At 60.9% G+C, this 20428-nt stretch carries 18 protein-coding genes; 2 read left to right on the top strand and 16 right to left on the bottom strand.

Annotated features, from left to right (window positions below):
* Position 1: 1 nt before the first annotated feature.
* The 6 genes from J2046_RS08130 to J2046_RS08105 form a co-directional block, all read right to left on the bottom strand.
* Complete coding sequence (locus tag J2046_RS08130) at positions 2 to 1102, bottom strand: BMP family ABC transporter substrate-binding protein (RefSeq protein WP_210050784.1); 1101 nt, start codon at positions 1100 to 1102, stop codon at positions 2 to 4.
* Positions 1103 to 1122: 20 nt separating this feature from the next.
* The gene (locus J2046_RS08125; RefSeq protein ID WP_210050783.1) at positions 1123 to 2502 is read right to left on the bottom strand and encodes an amidohydrolase; all 1380 of its coding nucleotides are present in this window, start codon (positions 2500 to 2502) and stop codon (positions 1123 to 1125) included.
* 1 nt (position 2503) lies between these two features.
* Positions 2504 to 3163 carry a glutathione S-transferase family protein gene (locus tag J2046_RS08120; protein WP_210050782.1) on the bottom strand — a complete coding sequence of 220 codons (660 nt, stop codon included), beginning with the start codon at positions 3161 to 3163 and terminating at the stop codon, positions 2504 to 2506.
* Entirely contained in the window at positions 3160 to 4005 is an 846-nt protein-coding gene (locus J2046_RS08115; protein ID WP_210050781.1) for an aromatic ring-hydroxylating oxygenase subunit alpha, read from the bottom strand. The genes J2046_RS08120 and J2046_RS08115 overlap by 4 nt, the downstream gene beginning before the upstream one ends.
* Positions 4002 to 4655 carry a Rieske (2Fe-2S) protein gene (locus tag J2046_RS08110; protein ID WP_210050780.1) on the bottom strand — a complete coding sequence of 218 codons (654 nt, stop codon included), beginning with the start codon at positions 4653 to 4655 and terminating at the stop codon, positions 4002 to 4004. Before J2046_RS08110 ends, J2046_RS08115 begins: the two co-directional genes overlap by 4 nt.
* A 166-nt stretch (positions 4656 to 4821) precedes the next feature.
* Positions 4822 to 5082, bottom strand: a complete 261-nt coding sequence (locus tag J2046_RS08105) for an acylphosphatase (protein ID WP_210050779.1) — start codon at positions 5080 to 5082, stop codon at positions 4822 to 4824.
* 439 nt (positions 5083 to 5521) lie between these two features.
* Here J2046_RS08105 and J2046_RS08100 point away from each other — a divergent pair, with 439 nt between their 5' ends.
* Both J2046_RS08100 and fhuF read left to right on the top strand, forming a co-directional pair.
* Positions 5522 to 7606: a TonB-dependent siderophore receptor gene (locus J2046_RS08100; protein WP_233469612.1), complete on the top strand. Its 2085-nt coding sequence runs from the start codon at positions 5522 to 5524 to the stop codon at positions 7604 to 7606.
* A gap of 4 nt (positions 7607 to 7610) precedes the next feature.
* Complete coding sequence (gene fhuF, locus J2046_RS08095) at positions 7611 to 8417, top strand: siderophore-iron reductase FhuF (protein ID WP_052182883.1); 807 nt, start codon at positions 7611 to 7613, stop codon at positions 8415 to 8417.
* A gap of 25 nt (positions 8418 to 8442) precedes the next feature.
* Here the strand turns inward: fhuF and fhuB are convergent, their stop codons facing one another.
* From fhuB to J2046_RS08045, 10 genes are all read right to left on the bottom strand, one after another.
* Positions 8443 to 10428, bottom strand: coding sequence for a Fe(3+)-hydroxamate ABC transporter permease FhuB (gene fhuB / locus J2046_RS08090; RefSeq protein ID WP_210050777.1), 1986 nt, complete (start codon positions 10426 to 10428; stop codon positions 8443 to 8445).
* Positions 10425 to 11345: an ABC transporter substrate-binding protein gene (locus J2046_RS08085; RefSeq protein WP_210050775.1), complete on the bottom strand. Its 921-nt coding sequence runs from the start codon at positions 11343 to 11345 to the stop codon at positions 10425 to 10427. The genes fhuB and J2046_RS08085 overlap by 4 nt, the downstream gene beginning before the upstream one ends.
* Complete coding sequence (locus J2046_RS08080; protein WP_411828479.1) at positions 11335 to 12150, bottom strand: ATP-binding cassette domain-containing protein; 816 nt, start codon at positions 12148 to 12150, stop codon at positions 11335 to 11337. Before J2046_RS08080 ends, J2046_RS08085 begins: the two co-directional genes overlap by 11 nt.
* Before the next feature lie 120 nt (positions 12151 to 12270).
* Positions 12271 to 13902, bottom strand: a complete 1632-nt coding sequence (locus J2046_RS08075; protein ID WP_210050774.1) for an FGGY-family carbohydrate kinase — start codon at positions 13900 to 13902, stop codon at positions 12271 to 12273.
* Between the two features lie 2 nt (positions 13903 to 13904).
* On the bottom strand, positions 13905 to 14633 hold the full coding sequence (locus tag J2046_RS08070) for an SDR family oxidoreductase (RefSeq protein ID WP_210050773.1): 729 nt from the start codon (positions 14631 to 14633) through the stop codon (positions 13905 to 13907).
* Positions 14634 to 14730: 97 nt separating this feature from the next.
* Positions 14731 to 15792, bottom strand: coding sequence for an ABC transporter ATP-binding protein (locus J2046_RS08065; RefSeq protein ID WP_210050771.1), 1062 nt, complete (start codon positions 15790 to 15792; stop codon positions 14731 to 14733).
* Positions 15793 to 15832: 40 nt separating this feature from the next.
* On the bottom strand, positions 15833 to 17266 hold the full coding sequence (locus J2046_RS08060) for an FAD-dependent oxidoreductase (protein ID WP_210050769.1): 1434 nt from the start codon (positions 17264 to 17266) through the stop codon (positions 15833 to 15835).
* A gap of 108 nt (positions 17267 to 17374) precedes the next feature.
* On the bottom strand, positions 17375 to 18673 hold the full coding sequence (locus J2046_RS08055) for an ABC transporter substrate-binding protein (RefSeq protein ID WP_210050768.1): 1299 nt from the start codon (positions 18671 to 18673) through the stop codon (positions 17375 to 17377).
* Positions 18674 to 18698: 25 nt separating this feature from the next.
* Complete coding sequence (locus J2046_RS08050; RefSeq protein ID WP_210050766.1) at positions 18699 to 19532, bottom strand: carbohydrate ABC transporter permease; 834 nt, start codon at positions 19530 to 19532, stop codon at positions 18699 to 18701.
* Positions 19522 to 20397, bottom strand: coding sequence for a carbohydrate ABC transporter permease (locus J2046_RS08045; protein WP_233469611.1), 876 nt, complete (start codon positions 20395 to 20397; stop codon positions 19522 to 19524). The genes J2046_RS08050 and J2046_RS08045 overlap by 11 nt, the downstream gene beginning before the upstream one ends.
* Positions 20398 to 20428: the final 31 nt, after the last annotated feature.

Here is a 20428-nt window from a genome sequence, read left to right as displayed (position 1 = left end):
CTTACTTCGGCAGCGGTGTGGTCACGCCCTTGACGTGCCAGTTCATGGCAATGATCTCGGCATCGGCCATGGTCTTGCCGGAAGCGACACCCTCGTTGCCGTCGGCCTTGGTGATCGGTCCGGTAAAGGGCGAGAAGCTGCCGTCGGCGATCTTGGTTCCGACCTCCTCGATCCTGGCCATCGTGTCTGCCGGGATGTCGGGATTCCAGTCGACCACTTCAACGACCTTGTCGGCGACGCCCAGGAAGGCGTTTGCGCCCTTGAACGTGCCGGCGAGATGGGCGTCCACAGAAGCTTTGAAGAAGGGGGACCAGTCGGTTGCCACGCAGCCCAGATAGGTTTTCGGCGCGTACTTCTTCATCGACGAATTGAGGTTGAAGGCATAGACGCCGGCTTCCTCGCAGGCTGCGATGACGGACGGGGTATCCTGTGCATTGGAGAAAATCACGTCGCACTTCTGGGCGATGAGAGCCTTTGCCGCTTCCTGTTCCTTGGCCGGATCGAACCAGGAATTCACCCAGACGACCGAAACCTCGATATCGGGTTTCACGGCCTGAGCGCCCAGCGTGAAGGCATTGATGGAGGTAATCAGCTCGGGAATCGCGAAGGCGGAGACGGAGCCGAGCTTGCCGGTCTTGGAAAGGGCGGCGGCCGCCATGCCGAGCAGATAGGTGCCCTGGAAGTATTTTGCGGCAAAAGGCGAAAAATTGGGGGCGACCTGAAACCCGGAAGCATGCAGTACAGTGACGCCCGGATTCCGGCGGGCAATCTGCAACGCCCCGTTCTGGTAGCCGAAGGAGCCGGCGATCAGGAACTTGTTCCCGTCGGCGACCGTCTTGTTCATGATGCGGTCGGCATCCGGGCCTTCGGGGATGTTTTCGATGACGGTGACCTTCACCTTGTCGCCATAGGCAGCCTTGATCGGATCGAGACCGGCGGCGAGCGCATGAGCCCAGCCGACATCGCCGACCGGCGAGGGGACGACGAGAGCGATACCGAGCGGTTCATCGGCCGCGACGGCAAGGCGGCTGCCGAGTGCGCCGGCAAGGCCCGTGGCGGCAAGGCCTTTCATAAACGTTCTGCGGGTCAGGTTGTCGAGCATACAGGTTCCCTCTTTTGGTTTTAGAATTCCACGGCGGCGAGTGCCGCTTCGGCCTCGGCGAACAATTGCGCTTCGTCCAGTCCGATGAACTCGCCTTTTTGCCAGACGATCCGGCCATTGATCATGGTCATGTCGGTCGGCGTGCCGATGCCGACACGGGCAATCAGGCTCAACGGGTCATGCCGGGTGCCGACATAGTCCATGCGGCGGGTGTCGATGGCAAACAGGTCGGCGGCCATGCCGGGCGCAAGCCGGCCGATGTCGCTCCGGCCAAGCAGGCTCGCGCCGCCGGTCGTGGCATAACCGAGGAAATCGGCTGGAGGTGGTACCGGATGGGCGCGGGCGGAGGAAACGAGGCACTGCAGCATGTAAGCCGAGTGGAGGCAGTGCATGAAGTTCGAATTGTCGTTGGAGGCAGCGCCATCGCAGCCAAGACCGACGCGCAAGCAGAAGGCGGACATGGCGGGTATGTCGGTCACCTCGGCGCCGACCAGATAAACCGGTTCCGGGCAGTGCGAAACGCCGGTGCCGCTGACGGCCATATTCCTGAGTTCGTCGTGGGTCAGCTCCCAGCAATGGGCATAGAAAGCATCCGGGCCGGCAAAGCCGAGTTTCTCGAGATAATCGACGGTCCGCATGCCGTGGCGTGCTTCGATGACTGGGCTTTCGCCCTCACCGACATGGGTATGCATCATGACGCCGCGATCTCGCGCCAGCGCGACGGACTCGACGAAGGTCTCCCTGTAGCAATTGACCGGCTGGCACGGCGCAACCACGACCTGGCGCATGCTGAATTCGCCGGCGTCGTGATAGGTGTCGATCAGGCGTGCGCAATCGTCGATGAATTCGTCCGTCGTTTCCAGCATTTCGTCCGGAATGGTCGAGCCTTCCGATTTCGGCAGCGTATTTCCGCCGCGGCCGGCATGGAAGCGCATGCCGAGAAGATCGGCCGCCTCGAATTGACGGTCGATCAGCCGCTTTCCGGCGTGCCGGGGAAAATTGTACTGGTGGTCGAAGGCCGTGGTGCAGCCATGCTTGATCAGCTCGGCCATGGCCGTGAGCGAGGAGTGATAGAAGCAATCCTCGTTGAGCCGCGAGAAGATCGGATAGATGCGGTCCAGCCACTCGATGACCGAGAGTTTCGTCCAATCGAGGTCCGCGCGGTTGCGCACGAAGCATTGGAAAAAGTGATGGTGGGTGTTGATGAGGCCAGGATAGACGAACCAACCGGTGGCATCCTGTGTGATCGTGCCGTCGAGCAGGTCGCCTGCGCCAAGATTTTGGCCGATCGACTGGATTGCTGGGCCGTTCGTGAGAACGTCGACATTGCGATAGACAGTCGGCCCCTTACCCTCGTCGACGATGACCGCTGCGCAGTTCTTCAGAAGGTAACCCGCCATGTCACGCCTCGCTCCCTTCGACGTGCGGCTCGGGCTTCAACTCGTGGAGCCGGTGAATGCCCGGCATCTCAAGGAATTGATCGAGCGAGCGGACGGCACGGGACCAGAGCCGTATCGTGGGATATGGATCAAGCGAGACGCCTCCGTCGGGTGCGAGCGCCACATAGGGAAAACAGGCGATGTCGGCGATCGTCGGCCGTTCGGCAGCGAGGAAGCGCATGCCGCGCATGCTCTGTTCGAAGAGGCCGGCCTCCAGCTCACGCAGAGCGGCAACGCCTTGAGTTTGCAGCGCACCGATGTCGCCGGGCCGCAACAGCATTTCATGAAGCCGCGCACCGCCGAGACTGGCGGTCAGTCGGCCCGAGAAGGACAGCCATTGCTGCACGCGCGCCGCTTCCTCCGGTCTGCTGCCGGCGAGCCATTCCGGTGCGGCCTTGGCAGCGAGATAGGCGAGCATGGCGGAGGATTCGGTAAGAACCAGGTCACCGTCCTCCAGGATCGGAATCGAGCCTGCCGGATTGAGCGCCAGGAGTTCGGGGCTACGATGTTCGGTGCCGGGATGGAAATCCACCGGGCGGATGTCGAGCTTCACACCGGTCAGCGATGCCATCAGGCGCACTTTGTAGCAACTGGGCGAGAGGATGTAGTCGTAGAGCTTCATTGCGCCACCAGCTGTGCGCCATAGGTATAATTGTGGCGTTTCAGCCAGCGCCGATAAGCGACCGAGGTGAGATCGGCACGTGTCGGGATTTCCATGCCCGGATCGAGCGGCAACAGCCGCGGGATCTGGTTTTCCAGGATCGATCGGTCCTGAAGGAAGATCGTCTGCTGGAAATGGATGAGGTCGGTCATGGAGCTCTCGTCATCGAAAAGCGCCATCCACGGCCAGACGTCGCATAGATCCTCGGCAAGCGGCTGCACGAAGAGGGTGATGACATCCCATTCTCCCGGGCGGGGCGGGCAGGTCTTGTAGAGGACCGAACAGGTCGGCGCCGGCACGCGGTACATATATTCCGTCGTGATGCCGCCGCTTGCCGATTTGGCTGCCTGGGGTTGGTAGAATTTCACCTGTGTCGCCCAGACTTCATCTTCTTCCTCGCGAATCTCGACCTTGTAGTTCTGGACTTCCGTGTGGGGTTCGGCGCCCAGAATATCCGTATGCACGAAGGGAAAATGAGCGATGTCAAGGAAGTTTTCGACGGCGCGGAGCGGGGAGCAGCGCACGCGCACCACGCCGACATCGACGAAGCGTCGGCCTGGCTGATCGGCCTCGGGAATGTCGAAGAGCTCCTTCTTCGGCTCGCCGAGGGATGCCCAGACATGGCCATAGCGTACGCGTACGGGTAATGTCCGCCCGTTTCCGCCCGTCACCCTGGCGTTGCCGTCGGCGTCGAGCGCTACGTCGATCGGCTCGTCCATCAGCGCGGTCTTTCGCCCCTTTAGGTCGAGCTGGCTGAGAAGGCCGACCGGGTACCATTCGTCGATCATCGCTTTCACAGTCATTGCGTGATCTCCTTTTTCTGAAGACCCTCCGCCTTGCGGCGCAGGCTCTCCGCGGTACGCGAGGCGGCGACGCGGTCCGCCGGTCCGGCCTCGCCTTTGATCAGGACATGCGCCAGTGTCTCCCCGTCATCCTGGGCTGAAAGCAGGAGACAGATGTTCCTGGCGTCTTCGCTCAGCTCAAGAAGACCTTCAAGGCTTGCCTTTGCGCCGGCAGCAGCTTCAATGGCAGCGACACCCGCCAGCACAGTCAAGGAACGCAGGGGAGCAAAACCGGTTAGCCGCGGTGGCTGGGAGAGAGGGTTGCCCACGGCAATCCAGATCAGCCCGTCGGATTCTTCAACCCGATGCGTTGTGACGCGGATTGTCTCCGGAGGAGCAAGCCTCGGATGGGCCGGAATGCGCAGACAGTGTCCGGCTTGGCCATAACTCCAGCCGTGATAGATGCAGGAAAGGGCCTCGCCGCGCACGAAACCGTGCGAGAGGCGCATACCGCGATGGGGACAGCGGTCAGCCGATGCTGCCGGGCGCCCGGATGCGCTGCGCCAGAGGGCGACTGATCCGGCAGGAAGACGCGCCGGCACGACAGTTCCCGCCGGCAGGTCAACGGAAAGAGCGACTGGCATCCATGAGCCTGCCGTATCGGAGTGCATGGGTAGACTTTCTGAGCGTCATCAATAACTTGCAGGACGCACGCGAGGCATGTTCGTCCTCGGCCTGCTGCCCGACGACAGCACGTTTGCATAAATATTCCTCATTGGCAATGATGACCAAATAAAGTGCAAGGCCGGGCGCGCAGGCTGCTCAAGGTACCCTGTTTCAGTCGTCAATGGGCCTGCGTTCGATCGTGTCGACCCAGACATCAATCGGGCCTAGCGAACACCCCATCTCCATCATGTCGATCAACTCTTCAGGTCCAGTGACCTCGAGTTCAATACGGTCCGGCCCGGTATGAGCTATGTCTTGCGAAAGCCCGAGCTTGGCTGCGTGGCGCCGGATCCAGGGCACGAAGGAGGAAGCATCCAGATCGCCGAGGATTGTCATCCGTTCCCTGAGTGGAATCTGACGTGGCTGCTGCATCGTTGAAATTCCCATCCTTCGCATCAGTCGCCCGGTATAGCGCATGAGCGGCCGCCTAGAAGGATGATTGTAGCAGAAGTCTCGTGTCATGCGCATCTAGGTGCTGCAGCAGGGACGTGGATAGACGGCGATTGCTGATAAAGGTGCCGGAGCTTTTATCCCGCGCTCGACCTGATGCCTGCCAGGATTGCGCACACTTCCATGGTTCCGGTCCTTGGTGTTTTTTGTCGCATCTATTTCAGAATTTTAAGTTGACTATTTTTGTTATGTTTATATTTTCCGGCGGCGCAGCATCGATTTCGGGGACGAATTGAAAGCAACGCATAGCGCGGAATTGAAATGACACGACAGGAGATGCTTTGCCATGGAGGCCATCCGGCAGGCGGGATCACGCACGTCCTTGAGGTGCGCAAGTCGGGGTATTGCCGTAAGGCGGCTGATGGCAAGCAGCGCCCTGGTATTGTTTTCTTCCTCGACGCTGACGACGACGATTTTTGCGCAAGAGATATCGACCGAACTGCCGACGATCGTTTTGACCAGCAAGATGAGCCGCGCGGTAGGCCCCGACAGGACGATCGTCGCGAAGGACACGGCCACCGGCACCAAAACCGATACGCCCATCATCGACATTCCGGCTTCCGTTTCGGTCGTCACCGAAAAGGAACTCGAAGAACGCCATGTGGACAACCTGCAGCAGGCCATCGCCTATACCGCCGGCGTTTTCTCCGATGAGTTCGGCAACGACGACCGCTACGACTATATTCGCATCCGCGGCTTCGATCAGACGGCGCTCGGCACCTATCGCGACGGGCTCGCCGCCCGCATTCCCGCCTGGTACACGGCAAGCCGGCTCGAACCCTATGGCCTGCAGCGTGTGGAGGTGCTGAAGGGCTCGACCTCGACCCTGTTCGGCCTCAACGCCCCCGGTGGCCTCGTCAACGCGATCACCAAGCGTCCATTGGACGAAAAGCACGGAGAAATCTACACCTCCTACGGTGACGGTACCAAGGAGATCGGCACGGATTTCGGCGGCCCGATCGATGCTGAAGGCGTATGGACCTATCGTTTGACCGCGCTTGGAAAGGACGGAGACAATGGTTGGGATTATTCCAACGACGACCGCTTCTATATCGCGCCGGCCTTGACCATCAAGCCGGAAGAAGGCACGTCGCTCACCATCCTTGCCGATTACTACAAGCGCGATGGCACGGGTGCCCGTGGCTTTCCCACCGGCGCCGATATCGACATCGATACCTTTCTCGGAGAGCCGGACTTCAATCGCTTCAACACGCGTCAGACCGATATCGGCTATCAGTTCGAGCATGAAATCACCGACGGCCTGACGTTCCGGTCCAACGCCCGCTACACGCATCTCAGCCTGGATTACGCGGAAGTCTACGGGGCTTCTCTCGACCCGACAGCCGACCGCGCTGCTTTTTCCGTTGATGGCCTTTCGAACCGCTGGGCCTTCGACAATCAGCTTCAATACGACACAAGCTGGGACAATTTTGAATCGAAGACCCTGGTCGGCGTCGACTACACCAGCGACAACACGCGCGAAGACATCAAGTATGGCACTGCGGAACCGATCGATATCTACGACCCCGTCTATTGCGGGCTCTCGTTCATTGATCTCGATCCATATGTAAACTGGCGTGTCAAGCAGCAGGCGGTCGGCATCTATGCCCAGGAGCAACTGACTTTTGATGACCGCTGGGTCATTACGCTTGGTGGGCGCTGGGATCATGTGCATACCACGGCTGACTATGTCGACACCGGTACCAGGGACGACAATACAGCCAGCGCTTTCACCACCCGCGTCGGGCTCACCTATAAGTTCACGCCCAACCTTGCGGCCTATGCCAATTATTCGGAAAGCTTCCAGCCTTTGGTGACGCCGAGCGCGAACGGCTACGCGCTGAGTGGCTCTCTGAAGCCGCAGGAGGGTGAGCAGTATGAAGTCGGCCTGAAATACCGTCCCGAAGATTTCGACGGCCTGTTCACGCTCGCGCTCTTCGACCTGACCCAGACGAATGTTCCGACCTATGTCAGCCCCTTGGTTCAGGAGCAGGTCGGCAAGATCGGTGTTCGCGGCATCGAGCTTGAAGGCAAGGCGGCGATCAACGACCGGCTGAACATGACGCTCGCCTATTCCTATTGGGACGCCGAGATTCGTGAGAACGCAGGTGCCAACGAGGGCAACCGACCGCAGCGCGTGCCCAAGCATCTCGCATCTGCCTGGCTTGACTACACCATTCCGGGGGACGGCCAGCGCGGTGACCTGACGATCGGCGGAGGCGTGCGTTACATCGGGGAGACCTATGGCGACGACGCCAACACGGTCAAGGTGCCGAGCTATACGGTCTTCGACGCCGCTGTAAGCTACAAGGTAACGGAGAACGTCAAGCTCTCGGTGAACGCGACCAATCTGTTCGACCGGAAATATGTGGCGAGCAGCTATTACGGGACCGAATATTACGGCGATCGTCGCAAGATCGTCGGAACGCTGAAATTCACATGGTGATCGCTTGATCTCTACCGCGTCCAGTCACGCCTCCCCGGAAAAGGGAGCGGAGCCGCCCGCATCAGACAATGCGGGCGGCTGTCGCGATCTCGGCGAACTGTTGATACGGCGCGGCGGCGAGAAATACGCTTTCTGTAGGGGAAAGTTCGTCCTCGATGTGCCGGCCGGGTGCGAGACGGTGCCGTGTTCCGCGCTCTGCGAGGCCGATTGTTTCAACCGCATTGTCGATCGATACGGAGCTGCTTTCCCGAATGCGGACCGTCGCGCCGTCGTGTCGCTCTGGACGCTCTATTATTTCAGTACCCTGACCATCAACACCGCTCTCGCATGGCTGGAATTGCGGCGCCTCCTGCCGATCTCGCTTGATGAAACCTCGGTATGTCTCGATCGGGAAACAGGCGTGCCCATGGCCTTCCTTGTCCACAGTCTCGGCCAGCGGCGGGAACTCGGCATCCATGAAGCGATGCACCCCCTCCTGCGGCAGCATATCGAGCCTTTGGCCAGCGCGATCTCCGCCCACACGCGTATCAGCACCAAGCTGCTATGGGGAAATGCCGCCGGATATCTCGACTGGATCGTCGAGGAGGCGGGGCGCCAGAGCCGTCCGGCGCTGGCTGCGGAAGGAGCCCCCCTGTTTCAGGATGCGGTATTTCCCGACGGTGCGAAAAACCCTCTCTGCGGCACGCTCCGGGCCATGACCGACGAGAATGGCGTCGCGTTCAAGCGTCGCAAGGTGTGCTGCCTGCGTTACTGCCTGCCGGCGATCGGTGGTTGCGGCCAGACCTGCCCCCTGCCGGAAGGACGGCAGTAGGCGCGCTCTTGAGCGCTTCCGGTCTTCACTTCCGCCGCATTAAGAGCATCAGGAACGGTGCGCCGACGAGGGCCGACACCAGCCCCGCCGGAATCTGGTAGGGGAAGATGATCGTGCGGCCGAGCCAATCGGCGACGACCATCAGCCCGCCACCAAGCAGCGCCGCGCCAAGAATTTGCGGACGTGCTCTCAAGAGCCCGCATTCCCGCGCCAGATGCGGCCCCATCAACCCTATGAAGCTCAATGGCCCCACGCAAAGCGTTGCCGCCGCCGAAGCAAGCCCCGCCAGCGCGAAGAGAAACAGCCGCGAACGGGGGAGCGAGAGGCCCAGGCCGGCGGCGGGCGCGGGGCCGAGCGGCAGGATATCGAGCCAACGATGAGCCGATGCCGCTGCCGTCACAAGCACGATGGCCGCGGCCACAACCGCAAGTGCGGTGGAGGTTTCCATGCCGTAGGTGGAGCCGCTCATCCAGCGCAAGAGAAACATGGCCCTGGGATCGCCTGTCGAGGATAGAACGCCCACGACGGCATCGACCATCGCGCTGAGTGCTATGCCCGCAAGCAGCACCCGTTCAGGCAGCAGCCCCCCGCGCAAAGCAAACCCGACGACAAGCCCCAGCACCGCGAGCGCGCCGGCCGCCGCCGAAGTGATCTGCAGGCCAAATCCCGGCGAGGCAACGATGAAGATCGTCACCGTCACGCCGATCGTGGCGCCGGCGCCTATGCCGAGCACTTCAGGGCTTGCCATCTCGTTTCCGGTCAGGCGTTGAAGGATCGTACCTGCGATTGCCAGCATGGCGCCCGCCGAAAGCGCCCCCAGAACTCGCGGAAACCGAAGGGGCAGAATGTCGATGTAAAGATCGGGTTGAAGAAGAGCCCAATCGCCGTCGGCCGCGCGTCCCACAAGAAGCGCTGCAGCGACCAACAGGGCAAGCCCTGCGATCGCAGCAAGTGTGAGGCCAGGGGATGCCTGGAGCCGCCTGCTGAGTATCCTGCCTTGTTCAGGCAGGACGCGGTGGCGCACTTTGAGCCGGTGCAGAAGCAGGAGGAGCAATGGAGAACCGAAAACCGCAGTCACCGCGCCGGTCGGGAGGAAGTCGGAAAATGCGCCGGCGAGATATTGGACGACGCCGTCGGCGAGCCACAGCAGCGCCGCCCCGATAAGAGCGGACCACAGGAGCACGGAACCGGACCGGCGTGCGCCGGAAAGCCGCGCGATGATCGGTGCGACGAGGCCGATAAAGCCGATGACGCCGACGGCGCTCGTTACGAAGGCGGCGAGCGCGACAGCGACGATGATGGCAAGCAGCCGCAGCCGTGCCGTATCGACGCCGAGTGCGGTTGCGCCCGCCTCCCCGAGTTCGACCAGCCCGAGCGGCCTGACGATCAGCCAGGCGAGAAGCCCGGCCATTGCCACCTTGGGCAACAGCGAAAGCGGGATGACCCAGCTTTGCTGTGAAAGCGAACCCGCGCCCCAGATGAAGAGGCTTGCCAGCCAACGGTCATTCAGCATGACAAGGACGGCCGAGAGCGCACCGCACCACAGACTGATGATCAGGCCCGACAGCACGAGCGAAAAGGGTGAAAAACCGCGTCTGGCTCCGAGCAGAAACACAAGTCCGGCCGCGATTGCGCTGCCGGCAAGCGCTACCAGATCCCGCCCGAAGCCCAGGAGACCGGGCATGTAAAGCGTCGCGAGCGCGAGCGAGAGATTGGCCCCGGCCGAGACGCCGAGCGTCGTCGGCGAAGCAAGCGGATTGCGCAGCACCTGTTGGAACAGCGAGCCCGAAAGGCCAAGCGCCGCCCCCGCCAGAAGCGCCGTAGCCATGCGTGGCAGGGTCGAATACAGGAGCACGACTTGCCGGATATCGTAGCCGGGGGCCTGCTGGCTGATGGCAACAAGTTCCGGCTCCAGCCGGAGGACGGCGAATGCGGCCGCAGCAAGCGCGATGATGATCGTGACGAGGGGCGGGCCGGCAAGGCGGCCAGGCGCGGCGGCAATCGCAGTCATGCCGTATTCTCCAGGTGTTCGGTCAGGAGATGCGCGAAACGCATTGCGTCGTTGACCATGCCGAACATCAGAGCACCGGGGATCACCGAGAAACGGCCTGGCTGCGATATCGGCAGCGCCTTCCATAGCGGGCTTTCGGCGAGCTTCGGCAGGACGTCGCCCGGCACGGGCTCGAACGCGATCAGACGAGCACGTGGGTTGGTGACACGCGCCAGATCCTCGATGCCGATGGTTTCGAACCCCCAATAGTTTCCCTGGCCTTTCCAGGCATTCTCGACGCCGATGCGGGAAAGTACGTTGTCATAGAGACCTGGACTGGCGTAGACCCGCGCATGGCGGGCGTCGAGGAAGCCCATGAGGACAACCGGCGGGGCGCCGATCAGCGCCAGCCTTTTCCGGCAATCGTCGAAGTAGACGTCCGCCCGGGCGAGAAAGGTATCGCCTTCCGCCACCCGGTCGACGGCCTGCGCCAGTTCACGCGTGGCCGCATAGGCTTTGGACAAAACGGCGCCGCCGCTGGCATCGTAAATTTCAAGGCGAAGTACCTTGCCCATGGTTTCGAGTCTTGGCTTCAATGCGTCGAGATAAGGAGTGGTCAGGATCAGATCGGGCTTGAGCATCGCCAGGACTTCGAAATTGATTTCCCAACCGTTGCCGAGATCGGTCACGCCCGCAGGGATTTCCGGTTCGATGACCCATTTGTCCCAATCTGCGAGGGAGACAATCGCAGTCGGTGTGATTCCGAGGTTCATCAGCGTGGACGCGAGGCCGTAATCCAGGCTTGCGACCTTTGGCACGGGCGCCGGGGATGCGGCGCGGGCCGGGGCGGCAAGACCGAGAGGCCCCAATGCGGCCGCAGACAGAAGAGAGCGGCGGCTCAGGCCCTTGACCCGCATGTTTTCGGATTTAGCAGACATAAGCGAGCGGAATTCCGAGATGCGGATGCGGCATCACCTCCATCCTGACGCCATATATGCGTTCCAGCACCTCGCATCGAAGGATGTCGGCGGCGCGGCCCTCCGCCACGACAGCGCCAGCTTTCAAGGCGTAGATGCGGTCGCAGAAGCGCGCCGCCATGTTGATGTCGTGAAGCACGATCACGACGCTCAACCCCTTTTCCCGGGAAAGGCGCTGGATGAGGCCGAGCAATTCGATCTGGTGGGCGATGTCGAGGGCAGACGTCGGTTCATCGAGCAGGAGGTATTCGGCATCCTGCGCCATCAGCATGGCGATCCAGGCGCGTTGACGCTCCCCGCCGGACAGTGTCTCCACGAGCCTATCGGCGAAACTTTCGACATGGGTGAGCGCCAGCGCCTCTTCCACTTTGGCGCTGTCGCCTGCCGTGAAGCGGCCAAGCGCGCCGTGCCAGGGATAACGTCCGCAGGCCACCAGTTCCCGGACCGTCATGCCAGGGGCCGCGGAAACCTCCTGCGGGAGATAGGCCACGGAGCGGGCGAAGGTGCGTTGGTCAAATTCGCTAAGTTTATGGCCCCCGAATCGGATCTCGCCCGACGACGGGATCATCTGACGGGCCAGAAGCTTGAGCAGCGTCGATTTTCCCGAGCCGTTGTGACCGACTAGGGCCGAGATCTCACCGGCGCCGAAAGCAATGTTCACGTTCTTGAGCAGACCGCGGTGTTCGACGGAAAAGGAGATCCCCGAGAGGCTGAATGCCTTGGCTGCCCCGCCCGTCTGCTCGACCTCTGCTTTCAAAGAATACACGACAGCGCCCCGTGCCTTGGGAGAAGGGATAGGTGGGCCAATAAATTAACATGACACTTTTAGTCAATAATATTTTGCAAGATCGTCGAATGAGCGAGCGGACGAGTCTCTCAGCCAGCGCTAGCTCTTCGGGATAACTGATCGGATCTGTCTGCCGGCCGCTTGAAGAAGTCCAAAGGCCAGGTATCGATGAGTGTGCAATTCGCGGGTTGCACCTCCTTGGGGTTCATATTGCTTCGACAGGCGCGACATCGCTCCCATGGCCTCAGTCAGTGATTGATATCTGCCGGCAGCGACAGCCCCAAGCATTGCAGCCCCCAGCAGAACCGGCTCTTCGCTGTCAGCAACGGCCACAGGCAGATTGGTGGTGTCCGCCAATACCTGTCGCACGAGATTGCTTTGGGCGGCGCCACCGCTCGCGACGATCGTGTCGAGCATGATGCCGTTCTGGGACAGTTTTTCCAGGAGTTGCCGGAGACCATAGCCGATACCGCAAAGTCCTGCGACGTAGAGGGAGATCAGACTGCCAATGTCGGCTTCCAGTCCCAGACCGGCAATGATCGCTCGCGCGTCGGGGTCAGCATGTGGCGATCGGTTTCCCATGAACTCGGGCACGACGTGTATCGAGCCAGCAAGCTCCACCGAACGCGAAAGGTCCGGGCACAACTTCGTGACTTCTCGATCAAGCCACGCAACCAGTGAGAGGCCGGCGGCCTCCGCCTTCACACGCGCCTCCCCGGAGGCCGGGTGCATTGTGGCAAGATGATCGAGGGCCGCGCCCGCTGCCGATTGGCCGCCTTCGGTGAGCCACAACCCGGGGACCATTGACGAATGATAGGGACCCCAGACCCCGTCGACGAATACCGGATCGTTGCTGGATACCATCGAGCATGCGGAGGTCCCGAAAATATAGGCCAGCCTGTTGCGAACATCGGTGCTGCCGCGCGCGTCCCGGCCACCCAGCGTCCCGATGCCACCCGCATGTGCGTCGATGAGGCCTGCACCGACAGGTATTCCTGCAGGCAGGCCAAGATCAGCCGCTGCCTTTTCCGTCAGACCGTTTGCCAGGGGCATTCCGGGATCGACGATATCTGTGCCGATCCGCTTAAAGCCTTCATCTGCAAGCTCCTTGAGGCCGATGGCTCGAAAATACTGCGCATCCCATCGCTTCTCGTGCGCCAGATAAGTCCATTTGCAGGTGACCGTGCAGGCCGAGCGTGCAAGTGATCCCGTCGCGCGCCAGCTCAGATAGTCGGCGAGATCGAAAAAATGCCCTGCACCAGTGAACGAGCCGGGCAGGTTGCGCTTCAGCCAGAGAAGCTTCGGTGTTTCCATTTCCGGCGAGATACGCCCGCCGACATACCGCAAAACCTCGTGTGTCCCGTTGTTGATCTCAGCGGCTTCGCCAGCGGCGCGGTGATCCATCCACACGATGACGTTGCGTTGAGCATCACCCGACGGGCCGACCGCGACCGGTGCACCGTCAGGGGTGACGACAACCAGCGAGCAGGTTGCGTCGAAGCCGATTCCAGCAACGGCCGAGGGCGGGATTCCGGCCGCACTGACGGCTTCCCGAGCACTCTCACAGACCGCTTTCCATATCTGTTCGCTCGATTGTTCAACGATATTGCCGGCCTCATGCCAGATGGTGATCGGGCGCTTTGCCGACGCCTTCAGATTGCCATTCTCATCGAACAGGCCGGCGCGGGCGCTGCCTGTTCCCACATCGATGCCGACGAAAAACCGGGTCATGGTCAGAGATCCGTGCTGAGTGGGAGGATTACCAGATCGCGAATGGTGATGTTGCGGGGCCGGGTCAGCATGAACATGACTGCTTCGGCCACTTCGGTCGCCTCCATCAATCCACCCGCGGCAATTGCCTCATCGAGCTTGGCCTGAGGCCAATCGCTGATCAGTGCCGTGATGACCGGTCCGGGTGCCACCGCGCCGACGCGTATGCCGTGTTTGGCCACCTGGCGTCGAACCGTGTGAACGAACGCCTGCACCGCGTGCTTGGATGCCGTATAAATCGGCTCCCAGACGACAGGCACCAGACCGGCGATCGAGCTGGTCATGATGATATCGCCGGTCTTCTGCTCCACCATATGGGGCAACACCGCCTGTACGGACCGGAAAGCGGCGTTGATGTTGAGATTGAGCATACGATCCCAGGCATCGGGATCGCCATTGACGACCTCACCGCCGATATAGGCGCCGGCATTGGCATGAAAGATATCAAGCTTTCCGAACCGTTCCAGGATTTGAGGCATCATCGTGGATACGCTGGACGGGTCGGTCAGATCGATCGTCAGAGGAAAGGCGTTCGGCCCCAATTCGGAGCTCAACTTTTCCAGAGTCTCCGCGGCCCGGTCGACGAGAACGACGCTTACGCCTTCGCGCAACAGGGAACGGGCGCATTCGAGGCCGATGCCCGAGGCAGCGCCGGTAACCGCTGCAACCTTTCCAGAAAGTTCCTGTCTCATGCTATTCCTTGCTTCGATTTACGTCAGGCAATGCCGGTCACAGATTGGATCGATCTTCGCGGCTGACGATGGTTGGCTAGATCAGTCCATCCGACGATCACGAAAACAAATGCGCGGCAGATGGATTGAAGAGAAACTCGGCGTTGTCGTCGAACGCTAGTTCCATATCGACAGGGATCGAGGCGACCACCCGCTCGTTCGCTCGGGTCTCGATCGCAACGATTGTCTCTGTACCCAGGCGCTCGATCAGCACGATCTTTCCACAGATGCCTCCCTCACCTTCAGCCGCCCTGCCGGGTTTCAGATACTGCGGCCTGATCCCGAGCCAGGCGCTGTCGCCGCTGTCGAACCCTTTGCCACGTACCGGAATGGGCGAGATCGCCTCAGACGCTACGGTTGCGGTGCCTCCGTGGGCAGCTTGCACCTTTACCGCAAGGAAATTCATCTTCGGCGCGCCGATGAAGCCTGCGACGAATTTGTTTGCGGGCTTCTTGTAAAGTTCCATCGGCGAACCGACCTGCTGGACCAGACCACCGTCGAGAACCACGATCTTGTCCGCAAGCGTCATCGCCTCGACCTGATCATGGGTGACGTAGATCATCGTGGCACCGAGATCGCGATGCAGCTTGGCAAGCTCCATGCGCATGTCCACCCGAAGCGCTGCGTCGAGATTCGAAAGCGGTTCATCGAAGAGAAAGACTGCGGGCTTGCGTACGATTGCCCGGCCGATTGCCACGCGCTGCCTCTGGCCGCCGGACAACTGGCTGGGTTTGCGGTCGAGCAGGTGCTCCATTTTCAGAATTCGGGCAGCTTCCCGCACCCGAGCATCCAGCTCGGCTTTCGGTGTCTTGTTCAGGGAGAGACCGAAACCCATGTTCTCGTGCACAGTCATATGCGGATAGAGTGCATATGACTGGAAGACCATGGCGATCCCGCGTTCACGCGGCGGAATGTCGTTGCAAAGCCGACCACCTATATAAAGATCACCGCCCGATATGTCCTCGAGTCCCGCTATCATCCGCAGAAGAGTGGATTTGCCACAGCCGGACGGTCCGACAAAAACCACGAATTCACCGTCCTCGATCTCAAGATCGACACCCTTGATGATGTTGACGGAACCAAAATCTTTTCTGAGCCCGGCCAGGCGCAAACTTGCCATGCTTCCTCACTTCCTTCGCATTCTGCGTCGAGCCGCGACGTTAAGCGTCTTCCAGCTCGCGCGCCCGTTCGGCGCTGTCCCTGGTGCGCAGATAAGCACCTTTGGCGATCAACTGACGGCGGAGTTCCTTCACATCGATATCCGCCGGTGCGCGATTGCCGCGGACGGAAATCTTTGCCGCGCGGCCGGCTGCCTCGCCCATTGCCATGCAGGTGGCCATGACGCGGATCGCGCCCATTGCCTCGTGGGTGGTGGAGATTGCCCGACCGGCAACGATCAGGTTGTTCACCTTTGTCGGGATCAATGAGCGATAGGGGATATCGTAGCAGTCACCGCACCAGATGAGTGTGCAGCCGTCATCGGCAGGGCGGTGAATGTCGATGGGGTAGCTCGCCACCGCAATCGCATCATCGAAGTGGCGGCAGGCGAGCACGTCTTCCTGCGTCATAACATATTCGCCGATGATACGGCGCGTCTCACGAATACCGAGGAATGGTGCCGTCTTCGTGAAATAGGCGTTCTCGAAGCCTGGCACGTAATTGATGAGGTAGGTGACGATGTCGTCGATCTGCCCGCGGGCCTCGATCTCCCCCATCGTCAGGCTTTCCGCCTCGGTTCCGTCGACGCCCTTGACGCGGGTCATGTTGATCCAGACCTCGCCAGCTTTGAGGCCCGTGATAATGATCGTGCGTTCATTGGGGATCTTGAGCCCCATTTCCGTCTGCGCCCTGGCAATCAGCTCGCGCAGGCCGACGATGATGAACTGGTTGTTCTGGCCAAAATATTCTGCCGGAATGAAATCGGTCAGATAAGTGCGCGCCTGTGGCGGCTGGTTGGCGATGCTGAGGCGAAGCTTCTCGGTATCGACGCCGGCGAGGCAGAACATCAATGTAGGAGGTTGCATACCGCCATGGGCATTGCCCTTTTCACAAGGCACGCCTGCGCGGTAGGCGACATCGGCATCCCCCGTGCAATCGATGACCACCTTGCCGAGGATCGCGCCACGGCCGCTCTTGCTCTCGGTGATGACGCCGCGGATCGTATCGCCGTCCATAATCACGCCAGCGCAAAAGGTGTAAAATAGCACTTCGACGCCGGCTTCCGTCAACATTTCGAGCGCAACGGTCTTGACGGCCTCCGGCTCGACGAGGGTGATGCCCATATGCAACGGGCAGGGCCGGTGCTCGCTTGCGGCGTTACGAAGCTTCAGCCGGTCGATGAATTTCTGCGGCAGGCCTTCGATGATCTGGTTGCCCTTCTGACCGAGGAAACCGAGTACCGGCAGACCGATCGTCATGTTGCCGCCGACGAAGCTGCGGCTTTCGATCAATCCGACCCTCAGCCCGTCTTCGGCAGCAGCAAGCGCAGACGTCAGACCGGACGGCCCGCCGCCCACGACGAGCACGTCATATTCGGCCATGACGGGTGTTGCCCGGGCCGGCTCCTGGATTGATCGAATGGTAGTGTTCGGCATTGTCCTGGTCTCTTTCGTGGGAGTGGACCCGAAGGTCCGTGTCATTCGTGGCGGTTCCGGCGATATCGCCCGTCCGGGCGTAGAACGCCCGGACGGTGATTAGAAACTTCAGGCCTGCAGGAGCGGTTTCACGCGCGTGGCGATGGAGGCGACCGCTTCCTTGATCTCCTTGCGGCCGAGGACGGCGAGTTGCACCTCTTCGAGAAAGATCGACTGAGCGCGCGCCGCTTCCGGGAAAGGCGGGAAGGCGCCGCGGGCATTCTTCAGGACCTCGGCCTCGACGGCGGCAACCGGATTATTCACGAAAGACTGGTCCGCATAGGTCGAGACGCGTACCGGGCCGTTGCCGTTCCTGGCCATGCCAAGCGTCACGCGCTTGCTGGAGACCTCCTTGATGAACTTCCAGGATAGTTCTTTGTCCTTGGAATTAGCCGGGATGACCATGCCCCAGGCCTCGACGATAGAAGACATCGGCACCTTGCCCTTGAGATCGCTCGAAATCGGGAACTCGATCGCCTTGATCTTGCCTGGGAACTTGCTCTGTTCCTTGTTGTTCAATTGCGCATTTCGGGCGAAGGGCAGCACCGTAAAGGCGGCCCGGCCCTGCTGCAGCCAGGTTACCTGGTCATCGTTCTTGGTAGTCGCATAGCTGCGTGGCAGGGCACCACTCTCGAACATCTTTCGCAGAACCGTCAGGCCCTTTTCCATCGCTTCGGGGTTCGGCAGCAGCTCGAATTTCGCGTTGATGAAATCACCGCCGAAAGCACGTGCGAACATGACCGGGAAGACGGCGAGGTCGCTCGCGAGAACCATACCCGCAACCGGTGTGCCGGCCTTGGAGGTAAAGGTGAGCTTCTGGGCCTGCTCAACCAGTTCCTCCAGCGTGGTCGGCGGCGCGCTGATGCCCTGCTCTTCCAGAAGCGCCTCGTTGTAGAATAGGCCCTGCGTCGCGTGGCGGACCGGAATGCCGATCAGCTTGCCATCAACGGTCATGCCTTGGACGAGACCTGGAGCGATGTCGCCGAAGTCCTCGATCGCATCCTTCTCCAGGTAGCTGTCGAGAGGCTCGAACATGGCCGCGATCTGCTTGGTCGGCCGGTTATCGACGATGTAGCCGACATTGAAGTCGGTAGTATTGAGGCTCGCCTCGCGGAAGAGGCGATCCTGCAACGGGTTGGAGTCGAATGTCGTCCAGACGATCTCCGCATCATTGCCGGTACGCCAATCCTTCAGGAGATCGCCGTCGCCGGAGCCGGAGCCGAGCACGGTCTGGTGCACCTTGTGGCTCAGGACGTTGAGCGTCTTGCCGACGGCAAAGGATGGCCCGGCGGCTAACATGGCCGCTCCTCCCAGCGAGGTCCCGAGAAACCCGCGACGTGTAATGTTCGTGAATACCTTGTCTGACATGATTTTCCTCCCTTTCAGACAGTGATCAGCCTTTGGTCGCGCCGGCAGTCAGGCCGGCCACCAGATAGCGGTTCATGAAGATGACGAAGAGCAGAACGGGGATGAGCTGAACGGTGGATGCGGCAAACAGGACGCCCCAGTCGACCCCGTCGATCGATCCGATCATTTCGGAGATTACCAGCGGTGCGGTCTTGGCTCGCGTCGCGGTGAAAATGAAGGCGAACAGGAATTCGTTCCAGGCGAACACGACAACGAAGACAGCCACCGCCAGGATGCCCGGTGCAGCAAGCGGCACAATGACCCGCCGAAGGATCGTGAGACGCCCCGCGCCGTCGATCTGCGCCGCCTCATCCAGTTCGCGCGGGATCTGATCGATGAACGTGCGCATCAGCACCGTGCCGAGTGACACGAAGAAGGTCGCGTAGAGCACCATCAGGACGATATGCGTATCGTTCAAGCCGATCGCGTTGATGATCGGGAAGAGCGGCAATGTCACGACGATCGGTGGGATGAGGCGTACGATGATCAGGAACATCACGCTCGCATTCAGCATCCGGCTGCTGTAGCGCGAATAGACATACCCGGCCGCCGTGCTGGTGGTGATTGCGAGAACGGTAGCGCCTGCCGTGATGATGGTGCTGTTTAAAAGTCCGCCGAAGAACACGCCCCAGCCGTTCCAGAGTTCGACATAGTGCTGGATGGTCGGCGAGAAGACAAATTTCGGCGGTACCGCGAAAATGTCCTGTCCCGGCTTGAAGGACGACATGAGGATGAAGGTGATCGGGAAGAGCGACCACACGAGAATCACCGCGACTGCGACCGTTTTTCCGAGGCCGATGGCGAGCTTGTCAGTGCACATTGCCGGCCACCTGCTTGCGAAGAAGGAACACATAACCGGTCGCAAGAAGCAGCGACGCGAGCACCATGATCCAGGCGGTGGCGGCTGCCGTACCGAAAGCGTTGAAGCTGAAAGCCTCCTGGTAGAGGTAGACCGCGACCACTTCGGTCGAGCGGGCAGGTCCGCCCTGGGTCATCAGCCAGACCTCCGAAAAAATGCGGAAGGCGAAGATGTAGCGGAAGAGCAACGCTACCACGATTGCCGGACCGAGAAGCGGTATTGTCACTCTGCGGAAGGCATCGAAGGCGGTGGCACCGTCGATGCGCGCGGCCTCGTAAAGATCCTTCGGGATCGCCAGACGCGCCGCATAAAGGATGATGAAGGTAAAGGGCAGGTGCAGCCAGATCGTCAGGAGACCGATCATAATGAGCGCATGCGACGGCTCGAAGGACCAGTCGAGCATCGGCAGGCCGAGCCAGGTCAGCATGGCCGTGACCGGACCGACGTCGGGGTCGAAGAGGAAGCGCCACATGGCAACCGCGATGACTTCGCTCACGGCATAAGGCGCCAGTACAGCGACGAGCAGGACGCGCCGGAAGGGCAGGCCGCTTGCAAAAAGCAGTGCCATTCCAAGCCCGAGTGCCAGTTCCAGATGCACGGCGAAGATGACGATCAAGACCGTATTGCCAAGCGCCAGCAGAAAGGCGGGATCGGTGAGCACCCTGATGTAGTTATCGAGCCCTACGAAGGTCGCCGACTGCCCGAAGCTGGACGCGTTGAGGCTCAGCCACACGACATAGAGCGACGGAATGACGATGACACTGAGGATCAGTATCTGTACCGGCGCGAGGAATGGCAGCGCTTCGGTAATCTTGTTCAGACGCAAAAAAGTCCCTCCCATGCGGGCATTTCAGTGC

The sequence above is a fragment of the Neorhizobium petrolearium genome (assembly GCF_017873175.1).
Lineage (GTDB): Bacteria > Pseudomonadota > Alphaproteobacteria > Rhizobiales > Rhizobiaceae > Neorhizobium > Neorhizobium petrolearium.
This window is presented reverse-complemented; position numbering and strand designations above follow the sequence as displayed.